Annotated in this window: 24 protein-coding genes; 21 read left to right on the plus strand and 3 right to left on the minus strand. The window is 48.0% G+C overall.

All coding sequences use genetic code 11. The features are described from left to right. The first annotated feature begins 35 nt into the window (after positions 1-35). Together PAHA3_RS05900 and PAHA3_RS30360 are read left to right on the plus strand one after the other, a co-directional pair. On the plus strand, positions 36-1,511 hold the full coding sequence (locus PAHA3_RS05900; RefSeq protein ID WP_062833877.1) for an aldehyde dehydrogenase family protein: 1,476 nt from the start codon (positions 36-38) through the stop codon (positions 1,509-1,511). A 245-nt stretch (positions 1,512-1,756) separates the two neighbouring features. After that, on the plus strand, positions 1,757-1,909 hold the full coding sequence (locus PAHA3_RS30360; protein WP_167350850.1) for a hypothetical protein: 153 nt from the start codon (positions 1,757-1,759) through the stop codon (positions 1,907-1,909). 124 nt (positions 1,910-2,033) lie between these two features. Here the strand turns inward: PAHA3_RS30360 and PAHA3_RS30800 are convergent, their stop codons facing one another. After that, positions 2,034-2,273 (minus strand): hypothetical protein, encoded by a 240-nt coding sequence (locus tag PAHA3_RS30800; protein WP_076330720.1) that lies wholly within the window; start codon positions 2,271-2,273, stop codon positions 2,034-2,036. A gap of 421 nt (positions 2,274-2,694) precedes the next feature. On the opposite strand from PAHA3_RS30800, the gene PAHA3_RS05905 reads away from it, so the two are divergent. The 11 genes from PAHA3_RS05905 (at position 2,695) to PAHA3_RS05955 (ending at position 17,780) form a co-directional block, all read left to right on the plus strand. Continuing rightward, positions 2,695-3,015 carry a hypothetical protein gene (locus tag PAHA3_RS05905; protein WP_062833878.1) on the plus strand — a complete coding sequence of 107 codons (321 nt, stop codon included), beginning with the start codon at positions 2,695-2,697 and terminating at the stop codon, positions 3,013-3,015. A 52-nt stretch (positions 3,016-3,067) separates the two neighbouring features. After that, complete coding sequence (gene essC, locus PAHA3_RS05910; RefSeq protein ID WP_062833879.1) at positions 3,068-7,072, plus strand: type VII secretion protein EssC; 4,005 nt, start codon at positions 3,068-3,070, stop codon at positions 7,070-7,072. 16 nt (positions 7,073-7,088) lie between these two features. Then, on the plus strand, positions 7,089-7,919 hold the full coding sequence (locus PAHA3_RS05915) for a hypothetical protein (RefSeq protein WP_062833880.1): 831 nt from the start codon (positions 7,089-7,091) through the stop codon (positions 7,917-7,919). A 6-nt stretch (positions 7,920-7,925) separates the two neighbouring features. After that, entirely contained in the window at positions 7,926-8,474 is a 549-nt protein-coding gene (locus tag PAHA3_RS05920) for a WXG100 family type VII secretion target (protein ID WP_062833881.1), read from the plus strand. Between the two features lie 184 nt (positions 8,475-8,658). Further along, a complete protein-coding gene (locus PAHA3_RS05925) occupies positions 8,659-8,934 on the plus strand; it encodes a WXG100 family type VII secretion target (RefSeq protein ID WP_017689071.1) in 276 nt (91 codons plus the stop codon). A 158-nt stretch (positions 8,935-9,092) separates the two neighbouring features. Continuing rightward, on the plus strand, positions 9,093-11,171 hold the full coding sequence (locus PAHA3_RS05930; RefSeq protein ID WP_062833882.1) for a hypothetical protein: 2,079 nt from the start codon (positions 9,093-9,095) through the stop codon (positions 11,169-11,171). Between the two features lie 35 nt (positions 11,172-11,206). Next, on the plus strand, positions 11,207-11,959 hold the full coding sequence (locus tag PAHA3_RS05935) for a vWA domain-containing protein (RefSeq protein WP_017689069.1): 753 nt from the start codon (positions 11,207-11,209) through the stop codon (positions 11,957-11,959). Positions 11,960-11,969: 10 nt separating this feature from the next. Then, positions 11,970-12,812, plus strand: a complete 843-nt coding sequence (locus tag PAHA3_RS05940; protein ID WP_062833883.1) for a hypothetical protein — start codon at positions 11,970-11,972, stop codon at positions 12,810-12,812. Positions 12,813-13,184: 372 nt separating this feature from the next. Beyond that, a complete protein-coding gene (locus PAHA3_RS05945; protein ID WP_062833884.1) occupies positions 13,185-13,991 on the plus strand; it encodes an SDR family oxidoreductase in 807 nt (268 codons plus the stop codon). 144 nt (positions 13,992-14,135) lie between these two features. Then, positions 14,136-16,655, plus strand: coding sequence for an ATP-dependent helicase HrpB (gene hrpB / locus PAHA3_RS05950; protein ID WP_062833885.1), 2,520 nt, complete (start codon positions 14,136-14,138; stop codon positions 16,653-16,655). Between the two features lie 522 nt (positions 16,656-17,177). Then, positions 17,178-17,780: a general stress protein gene (locus PAHA3_RS05955; protein WP_062833886.1), complete on the plus strand. Its 603-nt coding sequence runs from the start codon at positions 17,178-17,180 to the stop codon at positions 17,778-17,780. A gap of 171 nt (positions 17,781-17,951) precedes the next feature. On the opposite strand, the gene PAHA3_RS05960 is transcribed toward PAHA3_RS05955, so the two are convergent. Beyond that, positions 17,952-18,353, minus strand: a complete 402-nt coding sequence (locus PAHA3_RS05960) for a YidH family protein (RefSeq protein WP_062833887.1) — start codon at positions 18,351-18,353, stop codon at positions 17,952-17,954. A gap of 64 nt (positions 18,354-18,417) precedes the next feature. On the opposite strand from PAHA3_RS05960, the gene PAHA3_RS05965 reads away from it, so the two are divergent. From PAHA3_RS05965 to PAHA3_RS05995, 7 genes are all read left to right on the plus strand, one after another. Next, complete coding sequence (locus PAHA3_RS05965) at positions 18,418-19,566, plus strand: acyltransferase (RefSeq protein WP_062833888.1); 1,149 nt, start codon at positions 18,418-18,420, stop codon at positions 19,564-19,566. Between the two features lie 354 nt (positions 19,567-19,920). Beyond that, on the plus strand, positions 19,921-20,295 hold the full coding sequence (locus PAHA3_RS05970) for a helix-turn-helix transcriptional regulator (RefSeq protein ID WP_036609188.1): 375 nt from the start codon (positions 19,921-19,923) through the stop codon (positions 20,293-20,295). Between the two features lie 2 nt (positions 20,296-20,297). Next, complete coding sequence (locus PAHA3_RS05975; protein WP_062833889.1) at positions 20,298-21,305, plus strand: Gfo/Idh/MocA family protein; 1,008 nt, start codon at positions 20,298-20,300, stop codon at positions 21,303-21,305. A gap of 270 nt (positions 21,306-21,575) precedes the next feature. Then, positions 21,576-22,016: a ribonuclease gene (locus PAHA3_RS05980; protein ID WP_062833890.1), complete on the plus strand. Its 441-nt coding sequence runs from the start codon at positions 21,576-21,578 to the stop codon at positions 22,014-22,016. A gap of 14 nt (positions 22,017-22,030) precedes the next feature. Continuing rightward, positions 22,031-22,306 (plus strand): barstar family protein, encoded by a 276-nt coding sequence (locus PAHA3_RS05985; RefSeq protein ID WP_062833891.1) that lies wholly within the window; start codon positions 22,031-22,033, stop codon positions 22,304-22,306. 247 nt (positions 22,307-22,553) lie between these two features. Continuing rightward, positions 22,554-23,843, plus strand: coding sequence for an MFS transporter (locus PAHA3_RS05990; RefSeq protein ID WP_062833892.1), 1,290 nt, complete (start codon positions 22,554-22,556; stop codon positions 23,841-23,843). Between the two features lie 134 nt (positions 23,844-23,977). Beyond that, positions 23,978-24,670, plus strand: a complete 693-nt coding sequence (locus tag PAHA3_RS05995; RefSeq protein ID WP_062833893.1) for an ArsR/SmtB family transcription factor — start codon at positions 23,978-23,980, stop codon at positions 24,668-24,670. A gap of 186 nt (positions 24,671-24,856) precedes the next feature. On the opposite strand, the gene PAHA3_RS06000 is transcribed toward PAHA3_RS05995, so the two are convergent. Beyond that, positions 24,857-25,423, minus strand: coding sequence for a TraR/DksA C4-type zinc finger protein (locus PAHA3_RS06000; RefSeq protein WP_062833894.1), 567 nt, complete (start codon positions 25,421-25,423; stop codon positions 24,857-24,859). Positions 25,424-25,622: 199 nt separating this feature from the next. On the opposite strand from PAHA3_RS06000, the gene PAHA3_RS06005 reads away from it, so the two are divergent. Then, entirely contained in the window at positions 25,623-26,000 is a 378-nt protein-coding gene (locus PAHA3_RS06005; protein WP_024630343.1) for a DivIVA domain-containing protein, read from the plus strand. Positions 26,001-26,049 lie beyond the last annotated feature (49 nt).

Raw genomic sequence — 26,049 nt, forward strand, 5'->3', positions numbered from 1 at the left:
TGTGACATTTAATCTTGAGCAGGAGGCGTATTCCAATGACTTTAATGGACACCGAACATACAACATGGACGAAACAATATATTAACGGCCAATGGGTAGAGGGCTCCGGCGAGAAAACAATGGAGAATATCAATCCTTATACGGGAGAAGTTATTGCCACGTGGCGGTCTTCCAACAAAGAAGACATTGATAAAGCTTATGAATCAGCTCAGAAAAATTCGATAGAATGGGCGAAGTCTTTACCCGCTGAGAAGGAAGAGGTACTGCGTAAAGTTTCTTCCCTGATGGCAGAGCGGAAAGAGGAGATCATTCAACTGCTGATCACGGAATCCGGGAGTACGCGTATCAAATCGGAGGCGGAGTTCGCAGCTGCCAAACGCATTGTGGATGAAGCAGCCTCATTTCCTTATCGAATGAAGGGTGAGATTATCCCGTCTAATACTCCTGGCAAAGAGAACCGTGTGGTTCGGGAGCCCAAGGGAGTGATTGGTGTCATCGGACCATGGAATTTCCCTTTGCATCTATGCCTGCGATCCGTAGCTCCGGCGATTGCTCTTGGCAATGGCGTGGTTATTAAACCGGCATCGGACACTCCGATTACAGCAGGCTGGCTTATTGCCGATTTGTTTGAACAGGCGGGACTGCTTGAGGGCGTGCTCAATGTCGTTGCTGGAAGTGGCAGCGAGATCGGTGATTACTTTGTTGCTCATCCGGTTCCAAAAGTAATTTCGTTTACGGGTTCTACGGAAGTTGGACAGGGGATCGGTAAATTGGTTGGTGAACATTTGAAAGAAACGGCACTGGAGCTGGGCGGTAACAACGCCATGGTTGTGCTGGAAGATGCGGACATTGAACGAGCTGTTGAAGCGGCGGTCTTTGGCAAGTTTCTGCATCAGGGACAGATCTGCATGGCTCTGAATCGGTTCATTGTGCATGCCGATATTTACGACAAATTCGTCGATTTATTTGTTTCCAAAACGAAGAATGTGCAGGCAGGTGATCCAGCGGATGCCAAAACACTCGTGGGTCCTCTCATTCGGGAAAAAGAGGTTGAACGATTGCTGGAACTTGTGAACAAAACCAAGGCCGAAGGTGCACGGTTATTACTCGGGGGGACCAGTAAAGGCAGTGTGCTTTCTCCTACTGTACTTGCGGATGTCCAGCCTGAACAGGATATTGTGCAGCAGGAATTGTTTGGCCCAGTGGCAGTAATCATGAAGGCGCAGGATGAGCAGGAAGCTGTACGTTTGGCGAATGATACCCCGTATGGACTTAGTGGTTCCGTATTCACCAAAGATCTGAATCGAGGATACCAGCTTGCCCAGCGTATTGAGTCTGGTATGGTGCATGTGAATGATCAGTCTGTGAACGATGAAGCACATGTGATGTTTGGCGGTGAGAAAGCATCGGGAATTGGACGCTTCGGTGGGGATTGGGCAATTGAGAAGTTTACACGTACGCGTTGGATCAGTATTCAGCACCAGTATCGGGATTATCCGGGAGTATTATAAGTCGAAAAAGAGTGAATTAACAGGGTCACTTTTGGATGATTGCAACGGGTTACCGATAGATCGACAAATCATGCGAAAGTCCGTCTCCAGCTTGGTGGGACGGGCTTTTGCATGATTGTACACCTCATAAAAATCCTGTTTCCCCATCAGAGTAAAAAAGCTGTTTGGGGCTGTCTCTATCTGGTTATTTATGGATACACGGAAGAACCGATCCGTAAATCCAATGGCAAAGGGGCCTGAAATTCATGTCCATTGACCGCTTTATTCTGAGGAAGCTGAATACCTGTCAGGAAGAACATACACGTGCCAATTTGGTTCGGCTGTTTGTCATTCGTATTCGTAAAGCCGAGATTGCGGAAGAACATGATGCCGCCTATGTCCTAAGCAAACTGAATTGAGTGATAACTGATATTAATCCGCGATCCGCTGTTAATGTGTATACGACTCAAAAAAAGGAAGCTTGTCTATAACGACAGCTTCCTTTTTCATGTCTTGTAATGAACGCAACTTAATGGACTTCTTTTAATATAACGATAGAGCAAGGGAGTCATTTTCACTGCGACTGTGGAGAATAGCTTCTCCATTGACAATCTCAATACTAATTAAAGAATGCAGACATTTTTGGAGAGCGCGTTTACCGTTGCTAATTTTATGCTCCAGAGCACTGCTAAGCAATCTTAATGTCTTCTGCATAGGTTGTTTGTTTTCTTGATTAAAATATACAGGGATTGATTTGTTTTGAAAAGTTATTAGGGTTCTCACTTGAAATCACCTCACGGTTGTTATTTCATACAGGTAATATTAAATTCCAATGCTTAAAATTACCTTAAAATCAGCTTATGAAAACATAAAGGTGGGTAATGTTTGAAAAGTGTTCACAATTAGATTGTGGGCGAAGGAATAAAAGTCCTGAAAAACGGAACTTAATTACCATTTAAATGGAACAGAAATAAAAAGTTTCGCATCCTCGCAAGTTTTAAAGGCATAACTGCCACGAAAGTTCTGAGTCGAATGTACGATATTTTAATATATACGTGGGTCATATGTAACGAAATTACAGGTGGCACATTGCAAACAGGGTGTTTATGTAAGAAAATAGGGTTGATATAACGATTCATTCTCTTTTTTTTGATTTAATCTGACATTAGGACAATTTACATATGAGACCATGGGAGGGATTCAGATGATTCTAACCGTGTATTCCGGCCGCGAGGAAGGCGAATGGTTCGACATCGAGGTTCCGGACGAATGCACCATTGAACATTTGAAGACATTACTCGGCGTTCGCATTTTTGGACAGGCACCGGGAGATGGCATTCAGTACATCCTTGAGGCCAAGTTTCCGGAAGGTCTGTGGTTCTCTCCGCAGAACGCGCAGCAGTTAATGGAAACGGGGCTGCGGCAAGGCAGTTGCGTACGTGTCCAGCGGGCTTTTTCAACGACTTCGGAAGAGGCGCCTGTATATGGAAGACGTTCATTGTTTCAGCAGGACAGCAACGAATAGGGCTTTTGAACGTATACATTCTATTGAACGAACTAAAGGAGGTCTTCTCTTCGTGAATGTGTTATATCAGCGTTCTCCAAGAATGACACCGGTTCTCAAGGAAGAGGGACTCGAAATACTCAGGCCTCCAACAGAACCGAGCAAACCCACGTTTTCCATGATATCCATTATTGTGCCGATCATGATGACCATGGTCAGCATTGGTTTCTACGTATATATCAACATGACCGGTAAAATGGGCAACAGCAATTATATGATGTTTCAAATGATGACGGTCATGATGATGCTTACTTCTTACACAATTCCATTCTTCGTGTATCTGAGCAACAAGAAATCATATCGCAAAAAATTGGAAGAACGCAAAACTATGTACCTTGCTCAACTCGACAAACACCGGGAAGAACTGAAGGAAGCGCAGGCGGAGCAAGTAAAGAGTCTGTACGAAATCCATGGTGATCCAGGTGTGTGTCTTCAAGTGGTGAAGAATCGGAATAGTTCCTTATGGGAACGTTCACCAGAGGATGATGATTTCCTACAGGTGCGCATTGGCACGGGAGAGATTCCATTCCGAATCAAACTTCAGGTTCCGCGGATTGATGGCTACGAAAAGGATGAGCTAATTGAAGCGGCCCATGAACTTGCGGCTGAATTCCAGACGGTACCGGACGCTTCCATTACATTGCCTTTGTTCCAATCGAAGGTTATGGGTCTGGTAGGTGATCGGGAGGAAGTGCTCGCTTCCCTGCGAGTCATCATCTCACAGCTGACAGTACGGCATTCACCGGATGAACTCAAGCTTGCTGCATTTTATGAAGAGAAGGACAGCAAGGAATGGGATTGGCTTCGCTGGATGCCCCATATCTGGGATGAAGACCAGGGACAACGCTATATGGCCGACAGGCACAGCGGTGCGCATCAATTGGCGGACAGCTTGTTTTCCGTGTTGAACCGGCGCCGTAACAATAAGGAAGACCGTTACAAGAAAAGCGTGCAAACGCCTTGTTACGTTGTGATTCTCTCCGATACGCAATTAATTGAAGAAGAACCGTTGCTTCCGCTACTGCTGGAGTCGGCTCACGAGATTGATGTATGCACCATTATACTAGCTAATCGCAAAGAGTCTTTACCGATGCATTGTCAGTTGATTATGGACGCCTCCAAAGGCAAAGGTGTGTATATCAAAAAAACGGAAGATGCAGATGTTATTCAACAATCGTACAAGCCTGATGTGATCTCGAAAGAGATGGCAGAGGCGCTTTCCCGTTATATGTCACCGATCCGGTTGAAGCGTTCATCTGCTTCGGATATCCCGCAAGTGCTCCCGTTATTCGATATGCTGAGCACATCACGTGTGGAGGATCTGGACGTGGTGTCAAGATGGGGACAGACGAGATATCCTGACACGCTGCCTGTGCCAATGGGTGTAAGAGCTGGCGGCAAGAAAATTGCGATAAATCTGCATGATAAAATTGAACGTCAGGGTCATGGTCCTCACGGTCTGATTGCAGGTACAACCGGTTCAGGTAAAAGTGAGGTCATCCAGTCCATCGTAGCCTCGCTGGCTGCTGAATTCCACCCCCATGATCTGGCCTTCATGCTGATTGACTATAAGGGTGGCGGAATGTCCAACACATTTGTCGATCTGCCTCATGTGGTAGGTACAATCACCAATCTGGATGGAAATCTGATTGAGCGGGCGAATATCTCACTTCGTGCCGAATTGGTCAGAAGGCAAAAGATATTAAATGATGCGGGAAACCTCCAGCACATTGATGAATATTACAAGATTCTGCGTTCCAGACATGAACAGCCACTGCCACATCTGGTCATTATCATTGACGAGTTTGCTCAATTGAAGCGGGACCAGCCAGAGTTCATGGATGAATTGATCAGTATCGCGGCTATTGGCCGGACACTTGGGGTTCATCTAATTCTGGCAACCCAGAAGCCAGCCGGCGTAGTGGACGATAAAATATGGAGTAACTCCCGTTTCCGAATCTGCCTTCGCGTACAGAGTGAGGGAGACAGCAGGGACATGATCAAGATTCCGAATGCTGCCTGGATTACGAAGCCTGGGCGCGGATACTTTCAAGTCGGCAGTGATGAAGTATTTGAAGAAATGCAATTCGCCTGGAGTGGTGCGCCGTATAACCAGCAGGAGGATGCAACGACCGTATTACCTGTTATGGAAGTGCGCTTGAACGGTAAGCGGGAGCCTCTGTTAACCGGAGAGCGCCGAGCTGTTCTCAAAGGTGAAGATGTTCCGAAACAGCTTCAGGTATTTATTGACTATGTTGCGCAGTCTGCAGCGGATGCGGGTATCCGTCGTTTGCCAGGACCATGGTTACCACCTTTACCAGAGACACTGGAATGGGAAAGTCTTCCGGAATGGCAGGAAGAAGAGCATTACGATTTGCTGCTTGATGGCGGGGCGAGTGGTCTGAAACCACTGGTTGGTTTGTTGGATGATCTCCCTAATCAGCGTCAGCAGCCGCTTGCATTGCCTATGGATCAAGGCCATCTGGTCGTGTACGGGATGCCAGGACTCGGAAAAACAACATTTGTCCAGACCTTGCTGATGTCCCTGGCGCGTTCACACAGAACTGAGCCTTGGCATGGTTACATTATCGATATGGGTCGTATGATGAAGGACTTTGCAGCACTTCCTCAGATCGGTGGTGTGATGATGGCTGAAGAGGAAGACCGGATCAAGCGGTTATTCCGCTATATTCTCAAGCTGTCGGCACAACGCAAGGATATCATCTCGGAGGCGGGGGTTAAAACGATTTCGGCCTATCGCCGGACAGCTCATGCAGCAGTCCCGCAGGTTGTGGTGGTTATCGATGGTTATCTTTCGTTCCGCAATGCCTATCCGGAAGAAAATGAGCTTTTGGAGACGATTCTGCGTGAAGGCGGCAGTCTAGGCATCACATTCGTGCTTACTGCGAATCGGGTAACAGATGTATTTGAGAAATTCAGAAGTAATATTCCCAATGCGGTTTCATTTGAATTATCTGATCCAAGTGATTATTATTATGCCGTGGGAAGACCTTCCAAGGCACCAAGCCAACTTCCACCAGGAAGAGGTCTGGTCAAAGGGCAGGTACCTCCGTTGATGTTCCAGGCGGCATTACCTTCTTCCGGGGCAGATGAGGGCAAGCGTTCATCGGCATTGCGCCGTACAATCGCTGAGATTCGCCAAGGCTGGACAGGGGAAGAAGCGCCGCAGATTGCTCCGCTTCCGGAAGAGATCAAACTCAAAGATCTGCTCATTCGGACAGGATCATATGGTCAGGCTTGGGATACATCGTCTGTAACGGTCCCTGTGGGATTACTTACGGATGATCTGGAACCATTCCAGCTTAATCTGCGTGAAGGTCCACATTTCATGGTAACAAGTCCGATGGAAGGCGGCAAAACGACATTTTTGCTGACATGGATGTTGTCACTGGCTTATCATGCTTCTCCGGAAGATGTGCAAATATACACGGTAGATATGCGTTACGGCTCAGGTGGACTGGGGGAAATCAACAGTTTGCCCCATGTCCGTGGACACGTATCGCGAGAAGAACAGCTTGCACCTGTGATTCAACAGTTGTACGATGAAGTTCTGAAAAGAGGCGAGATTTCCGGTGGACCGGAACTTGTGCTCGTCATCGATGATGCGGACACCTTGTCCAAGCAGCTAAACGATTTTAATGTAAAAGATCAATTGGGAGCGATTGTTCGTCAAGGAAGGGATCGAGGTGTACACGTAATTCTGTCAGGGGTTCCGGCAGACTTCCCGACCTTCGGTTCTGACTGGGTAACGGATGTGAAGGCTTCCCAGAGCGGAATGCTCTTCGGGACTTTAGACCCTAACGATCTCTCGTTCTTCCGTATACCTTATTCGGAATCCGGAGGTAGTTCAGGTGGGCTGAAGGTACTGCCTCCGGGTCAAGGTTATTATGTAAAACGTAAATATTCCAGGGTTAAAGGTGCAGTTCCATGTGATGACAGCTGGAAAATGACCGATTGGATTTCTGAAATTCGTGACCGATGGCATGTTGTAGTTTGAGGGGAGGTGGCTCATAATGTTGACGGTTCATGATTCTAAGCAAAAGGTAGTCACGTTACAAACAAAAGAACTTTTTTTCCTAGCCGGCATTCTCGGTTCAGACCGACTGCTTGGTGTGGAAGATCCGTTTCGCGGCTATATGGCGGAGGATATCGCGATGGAGTGGGAGCGCGTCAAGGCCTCCCTGCTTGACAAAGGATATCTGATTCAGGATCAGGAGACGGATGAGCTGATCATGACACCGACCGTTTTCTCCAGGGTAGCCATTGCCGGACTGTCCGACAGAGCTTGTTGGATTCGCTACACGATCAACGGCAAGTCGTATGAGAGTTATGTACACTGCACGGATGAGCGGGTCGTTGAAGTCTCCCGTGTTGCGGACCTACCGGATTCGTTCCGGCTCAGCGATCTGGGAAGTGTTCGTGAAGCCATTGATGTTCTGATCGAGCGGATGAAATGGAGCGGCCATTCTCCTGCGGAGAAACCGGCATTAATGTGCTCCAAGAAAAAGTTCTATGATGTTATGAATGAGCTGGAAAACAGCGAGGTACAGACGGTAGCTGATGAACTCGCTCAGGAGACAAGTGATCCTGAGGGTTCACTTGCGCTGGCACGCTGTCTGGTGGGTAAGGAGTCAGATGGGGAGCTTCGGTTGCTTGTGTGGAATGAAGAGGGATGGAAATCGCAGTCGGCAGCATTTGCTGCAAGTGCGGTATCCAACTGGCTGTTCCGGATGAGCACTGCCGCTTCAGATGATTGGCTTGTTGCAGCACTGACGACTAGAGAACAGTTTCACGAGATGCTGCTGGACTGGCTTAAACAGCCTGCAGGGGAAGAGGAAAGGTGATGGTAAATGCGCATTCGTGTGGAACCGGATGTGCTTCGGGCACTGAGCAGGCAGATTCAGTATGCAGCGGAGCAAATACAGCAAAAGATGACAGTGTTGGATCAGGCGATTCATTCGCTGGAGTGGGAGGTTGAATCCCGTGCAGCGGTGATGAATGAATGGAATCACAGTAAACGACTGGGCGAGGATGCGCTTCGTCGATTGATGGACTTAAGCGTACAGCTGGGACGCAAAGCGTTGTTATTCCAGCAGGCAGACATGGAGTATCGTTCCGTGCTGAGTCATGTGAACACGGCCTATGGTAATGCGGTCAATATGCTGAATGTTCTTCAGAACAACCGTACAGGAGAAATCATGCCTGCACATTCTGCAACTGTAGCTGTAGTATCCGATCCCCTTTCCGCAATGGCGGCCGTATATCGTGTACAGGATGCCGCTCCGCCTGATGGCTCCCCGGCTACACTGGTACAGGCCATGCAGCCTGAGCCTGTAGCATGGAGATTCACAGACCCTTCCTTTCGGGGGAGAAGAGGAACCGAGCCTGTCGTTTCCTGAACAGGGTGAAAAAAGGACAGCAGAAAGTGAATATATTTTTGTAAATAGGCTGTTAGGAGAAGTTTCAAGTGCTGAAAATGGGGTAAATAGGATTAGGTCCTTCGGCTTTTGTCCGATCGATCCTGGTATAGTACAATTTGAACAAGTAAAAATTTAATTGCACAAACCAAGGAGGAATTTACCAATGGCAGGACGTATTTTAGTTACCCCAGAGCAGCTTGATCAGGTTTCCAACCAATTTAAACAAAGCGGTGAGCAAAGTCAGCAAATCGTATCTACATTGACTCAATCCATCACAAGCATGGAAGGACAATGGGAAGGTATGACAAAGCAACGCTTCTTCCAGGAGTTCCAAGAAGCTAGCAAACAAATGCAATCGTTCGTTCAAACGCTGAACAGCATCAGCGCTGAACTTACAGCTATTGCTAACAAATTCCGTACAGCTGACCAAGCTCGTTAATCTGCTTTACATAGATCAGGCCGATGTGAAGTCTGAATTCGTCCTGAGTTATAGGTGGGTAGCAAGCTGAAGATGTACAACTACAGCAAAAACCGGGCGTTTTCACAACACCCGGTTTTTGCTGCAACTATGACACTAGGACAGAGAGAGGGATAAGCATGTCTTTTCAACCAAATCCCGGGGATGAAGTGGTGATTAACGACATTGCCTATACGATTGGGCAACATCCGGCTGCGCCGGGTCTGGCTTATGCCCAAGCCGGAAGGCAGGGGATTGTTTATCAGTTGATACCCCGAAATGGTTCCATTCATGGGGCCAAAGCACTAAAAGTATTTTTTCCTAAATTCCGTATTCCGGCTATGGTATATCAGTCTGAGCATATGGAGTCCTATAGTGAACTGCCAGGTTTGCAGGTATGCAAGCGTGATGTGCTCACTCCGGAAAGAAACGGAGCGCTCATTGGAAAACATCCAGATCTGTTATATGCGGTGTTGATGCCATGGGTGCAGGGTCAGACCTGGTTCGATGTGATTAGCGATCAGAGACAGCTGACGGCAGAGGAGAGCCTGAAGCTGGCCAGAGCGCTTGCCGGAACAGGTTCGGCTATGGAGCAACGTGGACTGGCTCATTGCGATATGTCCGCTCCCAATGTAATGATTCCGTTTTTTTCCGAAGTGGAGAACCTGGGGAAGACATCTGCGGTTGAACTGGTGGATGTCGAGCAAATGTACGGTTCCAAGATGGATCGTCCGGATGCCCTGCTTGCCGGGTCACCCGGTTATGCGGCCCATCGAACAGTGCACAGTGGTTTGTGGAGTTCATATGCCGACCGATTTGCCGGAGCCGTTATTATTGCTGAAATGTTAAGCTGGTCGGACCCTGTGATTGTAGAGAAAGCTTGGGGCGAAAGCTATTTTGATCAACATGAAATGCAAACGGTGAGTGAACGGTATTTTGCGATGCGGGAATCGCTTGAGAAGCGTTGGGGCTCCAAATTGTCTGAGCTGTTTATTCGCGCCTGGGAGAGTCACGATCTGAGCAGTTGTCCGACGTTTGGGGAGTGGTATGTTGCACTGGCTGCGGTAGACGTGCATCAGGCTAATGCGGTTGCTGCTGCGACAACGGAAGAAGAAGGCGCGAATCAGCCGGAAGTTATTAATGCGAATCTGAACAAGAGCTCAGAACCTGCAAGTGAAACGTTGAATGCTCAAAACGAGAATAATTCCCAAACGAAGCACTCTCCTGATCAGGAAGCGGTTGTGAACCGTCTGTTCCTGCAAGCAAGAGCCCTGGAGGACGAAGATAAACCAGCGGCTGCACTGGAAGTGTACCGCTCGTTGTATCACTTCATTCCTCATAACAGTGCAATGCAGATGGAAGTAGAAGCTGCAATCAAGGAACTGGATGCGAAGCTCAATCCAAAAGAAGACACAGACAAGCCCGTACCTGTGCCATTCTACAGATCCAAAAAGTTCATGATCTCCTCTGCTGTACTTATTGTATTGCTGGCAGGTGGTGTGCCAACGGTCAAAATACTCGCCGACCAGGCAGAGGCGAAGCAGCAAGAACAGCAGGAAGCCACGCGACTGGCAGAGGTCAAGGCTGCGGAAGAGGCTGAAGCTGCGAAGGCGGCTGCGCTCAAACAGCAGGAAGAGCAAGAGAAGCAAAAGGCCGCAGAAGCTGCGAAACTTGATGCAGAGGAAAAGAAAAAGCTCGCTGAAGCCAAACAGAAGGAAGCGGAAGCAAAGAAAAAAGAAGAAGAACGCAAGGCATTACAGGCCAAGTACGACAAACAGGCGAAATATGAGGCCTATCTGGTGAAGCAGGAACAGCAGAAGAAAGAAGCTGCCAAGAGAGCGCAGCAGGAGAAGTACGATAAACAGGCAAAATATGAAGCTTATCTGGTTTGGAAAAAAGAGAATGATGCCAAGCTTGCAAAACAGGAAGCGGAGCGTAAAGCGGCAGCGGAAGTTAAACGTCAGCAGGAGATTGCTCAGAAAGCTGCGCTTAAGAAAAAACGTGCCCAGAATGTGGTCACGCTGATTGCTCATTACAATAAAACGTATAATGCACAAAAAGGCAGAAAGATTGAAAATGCGGAAGCGTATGCCCGTGATTTCAAAAATCTATATAATACCGATGCTGCTTATTTCAAAGGGGTCGGCAAAGTGGCCGCTCGAATGAGTGCCATTAACAAATTCCTGAGCAACACCAGTTATACGTTGCCCAACTTATAAAATAACACGTGAACGATGGAGGTGACTCACCCAAGATGAACTACACGATTCAAGCATCGCAGCGTACACCTGCACTGATTATCTATTTAATTGATATTAGCGCCTCCATGAACATGGTTCTGGAAAATCGTCGGCGGATTGACGTCGTCTATGATGCTTTATCTCTCGCGATCCGCCAAATGGTATTTCGGTCCACCAAGGGAAATCGACTGACACCTCGCTATCGGATAGCCATATTAGCATACAGCGATGATGTATATGACTTGTTGAACGGAATCAAAGGGATTGACGAGATCGCTGCAGTTGGTTCTTTGCCTGACCTGACGCCGAGACGGTTTTCGGATTCTGCGAAGGCTTTCCTACAAGCTGAGAAGATACTACAGGCCGAAATTCCGAATATGCAGGATTGTCCTGCGCCACTCGTATGCCACATGACGGATGGGGTAGCCACAGGTGAAGATCCTGAGCCTATTGCGAAAAGAATCATGGGCATGAGTGTGCCGGACGGCAATGTACTGGTGGAGAATATCTTTATATCCGATCATCTGCTGGAAGGACCGATTGCTGAACCTAGAAGATGGAAAGGGATCTCTTCGGAAACGAATCTGCAGGATGAGCATGGAGAAAAGCTGCGTAATATGTCATCCGTCCTGCCCGAAAGTTATCGGGAGATGCTTGTTGAGGCTGATTATTTGCTTGCACCCGGTGCACTCATGATGCTGCCAGGTACCTGTGCAGAATTGGTATCGATCGGGTTCCAGATGTCCGCTGCTACGCCTGTGAGATAGGAGGGGAATCATGAGAGCAATGCGTTTGGCAACATTGTCTGCTGGAGATAAGGGGGGCCATGCCGAGCAACGGCATGGCAACTTTCGCTATGTGAGTGTACAGACTGATGAACAGCCACTAACCCGCTACCAGGGCACATTCAAATGCAGGTATGGTTATGGCAGAGCGGCAGAGACTGTTAATCAGGGAGATACTGGACAAGACTTTGCTGCGGTCCGCATGAATGGGAATATCTGCAATTTTGTATTATGTGATGGGGTAGGCATGAGTTATCTGGGAGACTTTGCAGCACGTTTTCTGGGGAATGCTTTGTTAGACTGGTTGGAAACGACCCAACACCCGACGAAAGAAGGCGTTGAGCGTCTTCTTCATGATCTGACCCTTCCCGCATCCGAGCAACTGGAGAAATTACAACCACTGGATAGTTCCCCTCTGTTGCTGCGTGAAGTGTTGATGGAGAAACGAAGCCGGGGCAGTCAGGCCATGTATGTGTGTGGACGGATTGAGCTTACGGGAGGCAACCGCAAAAGTCGTGTGTGGCTTGCGTGGCAAGGAGATTCACGTATTCGTCTGTGGCGTAATGGCAAGGAGCAGTCTGAACTATTTGAGGTTCATTGCAAGACGAATGAGCGTTGGTCTACACTTGAAGGACCTGTCGGTGGTAAGCCGCACATCTGCGAGATGAAAGGGTCCGCAGGCGATTCACTTCGTCTTCAGTTATATACGGATGGATTAAATGATCTGGATGCCATTCAGGCCTATGTGCCCGATGAACACATTCAGGTACTGTTGGATGCTACACATACCGGCGGTCTTGAAGATGATGCCGCTTTCATTGAGCTAGAATGGTGAGTGCCCGTTATAAAGTTGTGGACCGATCCTGATGTTGCTGTGACATTGGCGTAGATCGACGGTGAAAAAACTTGCTGGTGTTGATTTAAAAGACACTCTTTTTGGGTAATCTTGTGAAGAATTGACTTTAAGTACGTGTTCAAAAAGGTCGCTTTTCAGTACCAAGAAGATGGGATAAAGCTAGAAATGGAGTAGCGGAGCGTAGATAGAGCTACGTGAGCAACGGACATTTCGGCTGAATTCCATATTCGATGCTGATGGTGCCGTTAGGCACCTTTCGTAATCAAAAGCGGACTTTTTGAACAACCTCTTTAACGATGAGCTTGAACGTACATTCTTACATAATTGCTAATCAAAGGAGTGGAATGGATAATGACACAACATAACGGCAAGTCACGTTTCCAAGGCAAGGTTGCGATTATTACCGGAGCAGGCTCCGGAATTGGGAAAGCTACTGCGGTCAAGCTGGCTAAAGAGGGTGCAAAAGTAGCACTGTTTGATCTGGTGAATGATCGAATCTCGGAAACGGAAGCAGAGATTAATGCGCTGCACCCCGGTGTGGCGAGAGCATTCGATGTAGACATTTCCGACCCGGCGCGTGTGGAAAAGGCAGTGCTTGAAACCGTGGAATTGTTCGGTGGTTTGGATATTGTTTTTGCCAATGCAGGTATTAACGGAGTATCGGCACCCATTGAGGAAATTCAGGTTGAAGAGTGGCAACAGATTATTACTACGAACCTGAATGGTACGTTTTTCACCGTTAAATATGCATTACCTCATTTGAAAAAACGGGGTGGCGGCAGCATTATCATCACGAGTTCCATCAATGGCAATCAACGTTTCTCAAGCTTTGGCATGTCAGCGTACAGCACATCCAAGGCAGGGCAGGTTGCATTTGCGAAGATGGCTGCGCTTGAGCTGGCGAAGTTCAAGATACGTGTAAACGTGATTTGCCCAGGGGCGATTGCGACGAATATCGATCAAAGTACGGTCAAAACGGATGATTTGCAGCAGATCATTATTCCGATGGAGTTCCCGGAAGGTCAGCAGCCACTTGCGGACGGTCCGGGTCAGCCGGAACATGTTGCCGATCTGGTAAGCTTCCTCGCATCGTCCGAATCCAGACATATCACTGGAGCAGAGATCGTGATTGATGGTGCCGAATCATTGCTCAGCTAAGTGAGCATTCTGGATAAATTCATTTTTGCTGAAATAAGTGTGTCTGCGATAGTCGTTCCTCTGGGACGGCTTTTTTTGTTATAATGCTAACATTCGAATAGTGATGCTGAAGAGCAGTGAGGTACATTCATTAGGAGCGATCATATGCATATAGAGTTACCGATACAAGAGATTATTCCGGAGTTAAGACAGTTATTTCGGGATCAAGATACAGGTGTGTTAATTGCAGAACCGGGTGCGGGAAAAACGACCGTGGTACCGCTGGCTTTGTTGGATGAGCCATGGGTTGAGGGAAGGAAAATCATTATGCTGGAACCCCGAAGGCTGGCCGCGCGTTCAGCTGCGTCGAGATTGGCGGCTACGTTAGGGGAAAAGGCAGGTCAGACTGTAGGATATCGTGTACGCATGGATACACGGGTGAGTCAGGCGACGCGCATTGAAGTTGTGACGGAAGGGGTGTTGACCCGGATGTTGCAGCAGGACCAAGGTCTTGAGGATACGGCGATGATTATATTCGATGAATTCCATGAACGTCATCTTCATGGGGACTTAGGCTTGGCTCTGGCATTGGAATCGCGAGCGATGTTACGCCCGGATCTGAAACTGTTGGTCATGTCGGCGACCCTTGATCCGGTTCCCGTCTGTGCCTTGCTTGGTGAGGGTACAAGATCAATTCACTGTCCGGGACGCACGTTTCCGGTGGAAACACGATATGTGCCAAGACCGGCAGCCATGCAGTTGGAACAATTCACGGCTCAGACGGTGAACAAGGCATTAGCTGAACAGGAGGGAGACGTGCTTGTTTTTCTTCCCGGGGCAAGAGAGATACATCGTACAGAGCGTGAGTTATTAAACGGTTCTCTTCCTGCACATGTGAAGGTTCATTCTCTGTATGGGAGTATGCCGGTGGAACAACAGGATGAGGTCATACGCCCGGCGGCTGAGGGCTGGCGGAAAGTGGTATTATCTACGTCCATTGCGGAATCCAGTCTTACGCTGGCTGGCGTTAAAGTTGTGGTGGATGCGGGGCTGAGCCGAGCATCGGCATTCTCGCCGCGTACGGGCATGAGCCGACTTGTTACCCTGCCGGTGTCCAAGGCGTCAGCCGATCAGCGGCGGGGGCGTGCGGGGCGAATCGCCCCAGGTGTGTGTTACCGGCTATGGAGCGAAGAGGTTCATGGGGGACTGCCTGAGGCAACTCGCCCGGAGATTACCTCCGCGGATCTTGCGCCGCTGGCGCTTGAGCTTGCCGTTTGGGGTGTCCAGTCCCCAGCAGAGCTGCAATGGCTGGACACCCCGCCTGACGCCGCCTATGGCCAGGCACAGGCGCTGTTGCGCCAGCTGGGCGGCCTGGACGACGCAGGCCGCATCACGCCCTTCGGGCGGCGGATGAACACGCTTGGCGTGCATCCGCGACTGGCCAGCATGCTGCTCCGCGCGGCGGAGCTTGGGCTGGCCAGCTACGCCAGCATGCTGGCGGCACTGCTGCAGGAGCCTGCCGGCCTCCGCAGCAGTGGCAGTGCAGGCGCGGGCACAGACCTCCGCCCGCGCGTGGAAGCGCTGCTGACCGCGGACAGCAGCGGCATGCCGCAAGCGGCAGCGGCTGCCCTAGACGGCGCGGTCGTGCGGCGCATGCTCCAGGAGAGCCGCCAGCTGCGCTCGGCGCTCGGCCCGGCGGCCGATCCAGTGCGGCCGGATGAGGACAGCTGCGGATTGCTGCTGTCCTTCGCCTATCCGGACCGGATCGGGCAACGCCGGGAGGACGGCCGCTATCTGTTGAGCAGCGGCCGCGGTGTACGGCTCGCAGCGACAGAATCGCTGAGCCGTTCAGCGTATCTGGTCGCAGCCGAAGCAGACGACCAGGGCGCAGATGCGCGCATCCTGCTGGCTGCGCCGTTGCAGGAGCAGACATTGTTGCAGGCAGGTCAGCACTTGCTGCACAATGAAGTGCAAGTGGCCTGGGATTCCAATACCCGCAGCGTGCGCGCACACAAGAGACTTCGTATTGGAGCCCTTGTGATTAAAGAGAGCAGTATTGCACAGCCGCCTGAAGATCAGGTGCTGGAAGCACTGATAACGGGAATACGAATGGAAGGGCTCGATTGTCTGCCCTGGACAAAAACATCCAGACAACTTGCGGACAGGCTGCGGTTCCTGCATCTTCATCTACCCGAGTGGCCTGACCTGATCGAAGATGATCTGACTGAAGAGTTGGCAGAACATCTTACGCCTTATCTGACAGGCATGCGATCGGCAGCCGATCTGAAGAGATTATCGATGCATGATGTATTGCTCGGCGGACTGAGCTGGAATCAGCGACAACAACTGGACGATGAAGCGCCGACGCATATACAGGTGCCAAGTGGTTCCCGAATTCCCGTAGACTACAGCCGACCGGAGGACCCTACGCTGGCGGTGAGACTACAGGAGATGTTTGGACAACAGGAGACACCACGTATTGGTGGTGGGCGAGTTCCGTTGACCATCCACTTGTTATCACCGGCGCAGCGACCTGTACAGGTCACACGAGACTTGACCAACTTCTGGAGAGAGACGTACTTTGACGTCAAAAAAGATCTGAAAGGTCGATATCCGAAGCATTACTGGCCGGACAATCCCCTTGAAGCGGTCGCCACAAATCGGGCCAAACCACGGGGCAAGTAAATGAATTATTTCGTTTTTTCAGATATCAACTATGTGGTTTCCCAAGGGAGCTTCATCAGGCACAGACGCTGCTGAACAGCGGGAGCGCTAACGAACCTGTGACGTCTTATTTAACGATTTGAAGTGTCCTTAGCAATCTAAGGAATCTGAAACACGCTATATTCGAAAAAGCAGCCGTTTACAGCGTGTTTATCAGGGGATTTTGGTAAATAACGTGTCTCAGGTTCCTTACAAAATAAAATGAGGACCTGAAGGTTAAATAAGACGTCCTCAGTTCCTTAGAAAATCGCCTGAACAATTCGCCAGGATCAGCCAGTCTGGACTTCAAGAAGTTGGACCCTGACATCCCTCAATGTATCACGTGCCTGAGTTTGAATGCCCACCCTGATGGGCATGAAAAGGAATGAACCTCAGCAATTAATTGCTATCCACACATATTATATTGACCCTGCAAGCGTTTGAAAGAAAACAAGGCGGGTAATAACATAGCGAACCACTCAATAAGATGAGGAGGGATTCACTATGCAGAAGAAAATCGTAGGTGTGTTTAATACAGAACGTGAAGCATCGCAGGCTATCGAGGGTCTGAAAGCACAAGGATTCACTTCAGACGAAATCTCCGTTGTTACACAGGATCGGGATGAATTGAAGGCGATTCGGGAAGAGACGGGTACGAAAGCCCCTGAAGGCGTGGCTGCGGGTGCAGCAACAGGTGGTGTACTTGGTGGCGTGGCTGGCCTGCTCGCAGGTATCGGTGCACTGGCCATACCCGGCATAGGACCAATTCTGGCCGCAGGCCCTATCGCAGCAGCATTTACCGGTGCAGCTGTGGGTGCAGGAGCTGGCGGATTGGTGGGTGGACTGGTTGGTCTCGGTATTCCGGAAGAGGATGCCAAACAGTATGAGGAGTATGTACAGAATGGCAAAATCCTGTTGCTCGTAGACTCCACGGATCGGGACACGGATGTGTATGATGTGTTCAGCAGCAACAGCCAGTATAATCGGGACAGAGCCCAAGTCCATGGTGGAGATGTGGCTGCCGAACGTCCGGACCTGGATATGGAAGAACGCAGATTGGAAGCCCAAACCAAGGCAGCGCGATTCGGTAACAATACATTCCTGTAAACATGCTGCGGATTCGGTTGATATATAATAGAACTCAATGACATAATACCTGCAAATGGAATGACATATATGATCCACCAGATGGTCATTAGCCGGTTTCCTTAAGGGAAGCCGGCTTTTATCCCTGTGTGACATTGGGCATCAATAATGGCGGATGGTGTTTTTACCCAGTCAGGCAGGGAATAACAATACATAGAGTAATACAGCCAAAGCGAGTCCAATCACCAGTAGCATCATGGTCAGAAAACGAATTAATCCGGTTGACGCCTGATATGTTTGCTCATTGATTTGTGTACGCTTCCGATGATAGGCTGCTGCCGAATACACAATGATGGATATTCCACCAACCAGAGAAGTGATACCGGTAATAATGGCGGCAATATGTGCAAGACGATCATACGCCGAGGAGTTAAAACCAAGTCCGGCAGCAAGAAAGCCGATGCCCGCCATGGCAATGCCGGTGCGAACCCAGGCAAGAAAAGTTCGTTCGTTAGCCAGATGCTGCTGAACATATTTGGAGTCGATCGTGGCGATGTCCTTGTCAGCTAAAGAAATATGAATCCCCCCGTTCATCAGATATACCGCTTCATTTTCATTATATCTCTTATCGTAAGACCTAGAAAGGACGGCTGAATGTATGTCTCGCAGAGAACGAATTACAGAAATCGAGAGCTTAAGGGGACTTGCCTTTGCAGCGGTGGTTCTCCAGCATTCCATCGCACACTACTCTCTGGTACCGGAAACGAAACTGGAGGATGGCGTGTTATTGGCTATACTGCTGATGCTCTCCAAATTTGCAGTTCCTTTGTTCATCTTCATAACAGGGATGGTACTTTTTTATAACACGGGAGACAAGCTGCATTACGGCAAGTTTATGAGAAAAAGAGTAACCGACGTTATCGTACCTTATCTCATCTGGTCACTCATTTACTTTACACTTGCACCGCGAGGCTGGACGGGATTTGGATGGAATGACATTCCAGACTTAGGCTTGAAGCTGATTACTGGCAAAACAACTTCACACTTTTGGTACATTATTATGCTGATTCAGTTTTATCTGTTATTTCCGCTCTTCTTGCGAGCCATTCGTTATGTATATAACCGCTACGAAGCCAAGGGACGTATGAGCGCTCTGTTTATTTCGGGCGTAGTCTATCTGGTGCTCGCAGATCAATTAGGCAACATTGCCAAATTCATGGGCTGGCTGAATATTCCGGTACTGACAGATGCGTTTACAACGTATGCAGACCGCAATTTCCTCTATTTCTTTATTTATTTTGTGCTTGGTGCAGCCGCGGGTTTATCCGTCCAGCACTGGAATGAATGGATTCATCGGTTACGCTGGGTATATTGGACGGTGTTTATCGTGCTGGGGCTTCGGTTTACATATCTATTAATGCTGGAGTTTCAGAAGCCGGAGGGAATCAAAATTACATTCTACACGGTCAGCCTGATCCGGCCTGATATGGCGCTCTTTCTGATTGCTTCGATCATGGTCATGTACCAGCTGGCCGGCAAACTGCATAACCTTAGGGTTACACGATTGCTGGGATGGATTGGTGGTGTATCGTATGGCGGATATCTGATGCATATGTTGATGCTGCGGTATAGCTACATTCCAGATGAGCTGTTTTATGTTTCGATGGGCTGGAACCCTGTCGTCCGAATGATCATTACCTGGTTGTTGGCTCTAACATTATCCTGTGTACTGACATGGCTTATCTCTCGCGTAAGCTGGGGCAAATGGATTGTGGGAACCGTACCGAAATCTATCCGCAATAAATGAATCCAGCAATATATGAAAAAATCATAATAGATGACCACAGCCGCACAGGAGTGTACGGGCGTTCGGAAGTATAGACAAATTGAACCGTATCGATCTAAATCCAACCTTGATTGAAGCAGCTAAAGGTATTATGAATTTGATTCTTTTGAAAAAAAATTAAAATTTCATTACATGAAAAATTCACAATAGAAAACCTTTTTCCGTGCTTCCCTCAGGTTAACGCGTATTCACACGATTTCTTGCTCTCCCTCCTTGAAGATGGATAAAGGGGAGGCAAAGCGGAGAAAGATGGCAGAACCCGAACATAAGTTTTATAATACTAGATATATAGGTTCTGACAGGAGGGGAATGAACGTGGCTTTTATGATTGCACAGCGGGCATTTATTAAGCTGTATCTGATTACGATGGTTGAACAGCACAGGGGGTATGGTTACGAGATGCTGGAGGCGATGAAGCAGGAATTCAAAGACTACGGTTATGTACCACCCCAGAGCGAGGTATATCGGGCACTGCATGAATTGGTACAGCAAGGTGTTTTTTATCGCACGAAGAAGCTGAAGGGTAACGATCCGAAGGTCGATTTTCAGGAAATCGTTTTATATCATTTTACGGATGATGGTGCGGAGAAAGCCGAATTATACAAGAAACAGGTCAAAACAGATCTGGATCGTTGTCTAGGCATGTTACACAAGGCAGAAGAGGACAATTACGGTACGAAAGGAAGATGAGCATGAATAGACAGTTACAGTGGGGTGTACTCGGTACGTCAACCATTGCCAAAAATGCAGTCATTCCAGCGATCCAGCAGTCCGAACGTGGTGAGGTGCTGGCGATTGCCAGCCGTAGCAAGGAAAAGGCGGAAACCCTTGCTGAAGAACTCGGCATTGCCAGATCGTATGGCAGTTACGAAGAACTCATCGCTGATCCAGACATCGAAGCCGTCTATATTCCTTTACCTAACCATATGCACAAAGAATGGACCATCAAAGCTGCGCAGGCTGGCAAACACGTGTTGTGCGAGAAGCCTGCTGCTCTGAATGCAGATGAATCGGCAGAAATGATAGAGGCATGTCAGCAGCATGGCGTTCTTTTTGCAGAAGCGATAATGTATCGATATCATCCCAAGCACAGACGTGTGCAAGAGATTATAGCCAGTGGAGAGATTGGCATCGTCAGAGCTATCCATGGCAACTTTACTTGTAATACCGCTGATGATAAGGAGAATGTAAGGTTCAAAAGAGAGATGGGCGGCGGATCATTATTCGATCTTGGCGTGTATCCGATCTCGGCTGCCCGGATGTATCTGGGACAGGAACCGGAAGCAGTGACGGTACACGCGCTATTCTCGGACGAGCATGATGGCGTCGATATGATGGCATCGGGACTAATAGAATTTCCGAATTCGGTAGCGTTAACTTTTGACTGTGGCATGTGGGCTTCAGGACGAGCGGAGATGGAGATTCTCGGGACGGAAGGGCGAATTGAACTGCCAAAAGTATTTGGATGGGAGAACAGTGATATTCCGCCTCAGATTATTGTGCACACGGATTCGGTCAGTCGTGAGGAACGTGTATCGGTATCGAATTCCTATGTGCTTCAGGTAGAGACGTTCGCAGCGGCTGCACTTGAAGGAGAGGCTTTGCCTTTCAGTCCGGAAAATACCATTCAGAACATGCGTGTCATTGATGCGTGCCTGGAATCGGCGCGAACTCGTCAACGTGTGCAGCTGATCGAATAGTTTAGGTCAAGTCAGTTTAAACATACTAGAAAATGCAGACTCCATCTTCAGGGATGAGAGTCTTTTTTTTCTGTCTTAAAATGTAACAATTATAATATTTTATAATTAAAACGTCTTCATTTGATATTTCTACCAAATTGATGTGATATAAATAGTCATGAGATGACTTGTTTACTATAATCTAGCAGAACGTACAGCAAGACAGTTGCAGCTAGCAAAACGCATATCACAGCAACGTTCATCTACTATGAGGATCGGGAGGCAGGATTGATGAAAAAACTACTATCAACCGCATTACTGGCATTGTTGTTAACGTTTGTTTTCCTCACAGGTTCACAGTTCACGCCAGCTCCACAGCAGAAGGCATCTGCTGCAACATGTACCATTATCAATACGTTTACGGGGGTAGCAAACTATCTGAGTGCAAACGGCACGTTGCCATGTAACTTTATTACCAAATCACAGGCAACAGGACTCGGCTGGGTAGCTTCACAAGGAAACTTGGCTGTCGTCGCTCCTGGGAAAAGCATCGGCGGAGACACATTCGGCAATCGGGAGGGGCTTCTGCCAGCAGCGAGCGGACGTACATGGCGCGAAGCGGATATCAACTATACTTCCGGCTTCCGTAATTCGGATCGGATTGTGTACTCCAATGATGGACTCATCTACAAAACGACAGATCACTATGCATCATTTACACGCTTAAAATAGAGGAAGGGGCAACTATGAATATTGTGATTCTGGATGGAGAAGACTTTGCCAATACTGCTGAACTTCATCAGCAATTAAAGGATAAGCTGGATCTGCCGGATTTTTATGGCGGTAATCTCGATGCATTGTGGGATTGCCTGACGGGTACGATTGAACTTCCACTTGAGTTGAAATGGACCAACTACCGAATCAGCGAAGAACGACTGGGGAATGAAGCAGGCCGGGTACGTGATTTGATGTTGGAGGTACAGGCCGAGCAGTCTGGATTTCAATTGAATGTTGAGAAGTAGGTAGAACATGAAAGCAGTTCATATACGATCAGCCCAACCTAACAGACCACATATGGTCTGTTTTTTGTGTTATAGGGGATTGTTCAAAAAGTCTGTTGTTGATTACGAATCAACTGAAAGAAGAGCGAGTTTTTTACTTTGCTTACTTATCGTTAAAATTATTTTCACGGAGGTATTGATTTCTGCATAATGTACGTTAAAATAAAATTAACATGAAAAATATTTTAACGTTAGGGAGTGGGAAGCCATGAACGATAGCACAGCAGTTGGCAAGCAAGGCATAGGTGAATTAATACGAATCAGGCCCTATATGCAATTTATGCTCAGTAGAGTTGTATCGAGATTTGGTGATTCCATTGATTCGATTGCATACAGCTGGATGGTGTACATTCTGACTGGTTCGAAAGTGCTGATGGGTACGCTATTGGCGGTGAATTTCTTACCCAATATCCTCTTGGGTCTGTTCGCCGGGGCTTTGGTTGATCGCATGTCTCCCAAAAAAGTGATTGTGATCACCAATACCGGTCGCGGGTTGTTTGTGGGTATTACAGCTCTACTGTTTGGATTGGGCCAACTCGAAGTGTGGCATTTATTTGTCATCACGATTCTGAATTCTTTGCTGGAATGCTTCACTACTCCTGCGGAAGTGTCCAGTGTCCCTAGATTGCTTCCCCAATCGATGCTGCTCTCCGGTAACGCCATGTCGTCTTCCGCAACCAGAGTGGCAGAACTCGCAGGACTTGCAGTGGCGGGTGCACTGATTGCTTCAATAGGTATTGCCTGGACGATCTTGATAGATGCTGGGTTGTTTGCGCTAAGTGCTTTAATTATGAGCCGAGTAGGATACCCTGGAGTATCAACATCTGCTAACAATGATAATAAAACATCAACTGAAATGCATTCTCTTCAATCCGAAAAAAGTAGTATATTCTCCGAAATGGCAGAAGCCTTTCATTTTCTCCGTAAACACGCCTTATTATTAATCGTCTCCATCCTGTTTGCCTTTGTTAATTTCTGCCTGATGCCGTTCAATGTTCTCCGTACACCGTATGTCATTGAAACGCTGCATGCTGGCGCTTGGGGATTAAGTCTGCTCAGTGGGCTGATGGTGGGAGGTATGTTGCTTAGTGGTGTGTGGTTAACGCAAAGGGGAGCGAATTATCGTAAAAGTGTGCTGGTCATCAGTGGTATTGTCATGCTAGGTCTCAGTTATGCCATGACGGCACTCCCGGCTTATATGACGACCTTCCAACTGCCGGTTGCGGCGGCCTTTTGTCTACTGATGGGAATGGGGATTCCTCTGGCTACAACACCGCTGGCTACCTATCTTATGGAAGTGACCCCTTCCGAGATGCTGGGCAGAGTGTATGCCCTCCAGAGTATGCTTGTCTTGAGTGTCGCACCACTTGGGAGCCTGGTTTCGGGAGCACTTGCAGATTGGATGACCATGCCTGTTCTGTTTATCGTCTTCGGTATTATGCTTGCCATGTCAGCAGGTATGCTGCTATTTAGCAAAAGTTTTCGAACTGCCCTGTAAAGTACTTTCAGAGGCGATCATTTTCCGGTTTTATACAGCATGTCATCTCCGTCTTGTTTTGACCGAAGCCCTGACACAGCGGTATAATAGAGACATCGATGGGCAACAGGTACCCCGGAAATGAGGATACAGGGATGCAGCACAAAGTTCTATCCACAATTGAAGAAATTAAAATCTACTCCGATCCGTATCGGATACAGATTATGAATATGTTTAACAAGCAGGGCAGACCATCCACAGTCAAAGAGATCGCCGATCAGATGGGTGAGGTACCAGCCAAAGTGCATTATCATGTGAAAAAGTTGGAGAAAATCGGTCTGCTCACCATCGTTTCCACGCGGGAGATTAATGGGATTATTGCGAAATACTACGAACCGTTTACCGGAGAGATCCATCTTCGTCACGAAGATGAAGACAAGGAAAACTCACCATTGAAACAGGTATTTCGCTCTGAAACGCTCAAACTGTTAAATGAGATGTTCGAACAAAGTCGTCAGCGATTCATGCATCAGGCGGAAAACGAAGATCGGATGTTTCTCTCGGACATCACGCTCTATGCAAACCGTGAGGAAGTAGAGCAATTATATAAGAACATCATAAAGCTCTGTGAACCCTATACAACAAAAGAGAATCAGCAAGGGGAGCATGAGGTCTTTCAGTTATTCTCTGCCCTCTCTAAACCGTTAGAGAAAATACCTGTGTCTAAGACAGATGCAAAAGAGAAAAAGAAAGCTACGTCAGGTAAGGGCAAATCAACTTCGAAAACGTCCCGATCTGTTTCTAAACGGCAGGAATCTGCATCACCGGGTAGTGAGTCGGAAGAATAACGGGCGGAATAGTGTTCAGCGTTATCGCTGGAAACATGCAACGGCAAACGTGGCAGACCACATTCGAGAAAACTAGAAAAAGCCGCCATTGGCGGCTTTTAATGCGTGATAAGACAGGATAACGGTGGTGTATCCTATTGAATCAGTTTTAATTTTGACGCATAACCGTTACAGTCTATAACCACATTACATGTTCTCATCATAGTCCTTTACATCACGTTTGGCTGCAGTAGCGGGGGAGTTGGATGTACCATATTCTTCGACCGCTTCCCAGGCATCTGCATTGTCGAACTTGCCTGCGTTACGTTGTCTTCCTTCTCCAGCGCCACTTGGAGGCATGGTCATGACTTCTTCTTCAACGGGCCGATCGTTGCTGATCTCCCGGTTAGGCGTGTCATCAATACAGTATGCAGTATATGGGATAGCCTCAAGTCGTTCGAAGGGAATATCTTCTCCGCACGTTACACAAGTTCCGTATGTACCTTGTTCCATACGTTCCAATGCGTCGTTCACTTGATTGAATTCGTCTGTTAATGTATCGTCGATCGCCAAATCACGGCTGCGTTCAAATGTTTCCGTACCGGCATCTGCAGGGTGATTATCGTATGAGGACAGCTCACCGGTTGAATCTTTCAGCGACTGGGCCGGAGCACCGTCTTCCATGCTGGATTCAAAATGACGCTGCAAATTTTCGCGTTGCTCCAAAAGGGCGTTTTTCAGTTCTTGACGTTGATCTTTGGTTAAAGTACTCATAAGGACATGCTCCTTTCCCGTTGTGGGGTGTATGTGTCCTTACCCGAATCGGATGAAAAGCAATCATTTTCGTGAGGAATAGGGTCGTATCATTTTATATCTGACGGATTATGTGTTATAAAAAATAGAGAGAGAAAATGCCGTATGTTTTTCACTGGAAAAATGAACCACGGCTTGGCTTATAATGGAGGTTGTCAATATGGATGAACATATGAAACGAAGATTGGATAAACAAAGACAATTGTTCAAACAATTGGGTGTACAGCTAGATGCATTATCGATTCATGAAAAACAATTTAATTATAAACTTCGTGGTTATGATCCGGATGAGGTGGACGCCTATCTTGACTTGGTCATTAAAGATTACGAACGTTTCTATGCCAATATTGCAGATCTAATGGACAAATGGCAAGAGCAGCAGTTAACGATTCGGGATCTCAAGTCGTCCGCGAAACCAGTGGAAGATCCGACCAAGATTGATCGCAAACAGCTGGATGATATTGTGAAACAACTGGAATACAGTGTGCGACAACTCAAGATCAGAGCACGTCCCGAACAGGATCTGTTCTCTGAATGATGTCAGCATGTCTAGAATGATCTTTAAAATGTTTAAAAAAGGTGGTTAA

It is taken from the genome of Paenibacillus amylolyticus (genome assembly GCF_001570725.1).
Classification (GTDB): Bacteria; Bacillota; Bacilli; order Paenibacillales; family Paenibacillaceae; genus Paenibacillus; species Paenibacillus amylolyticus_A.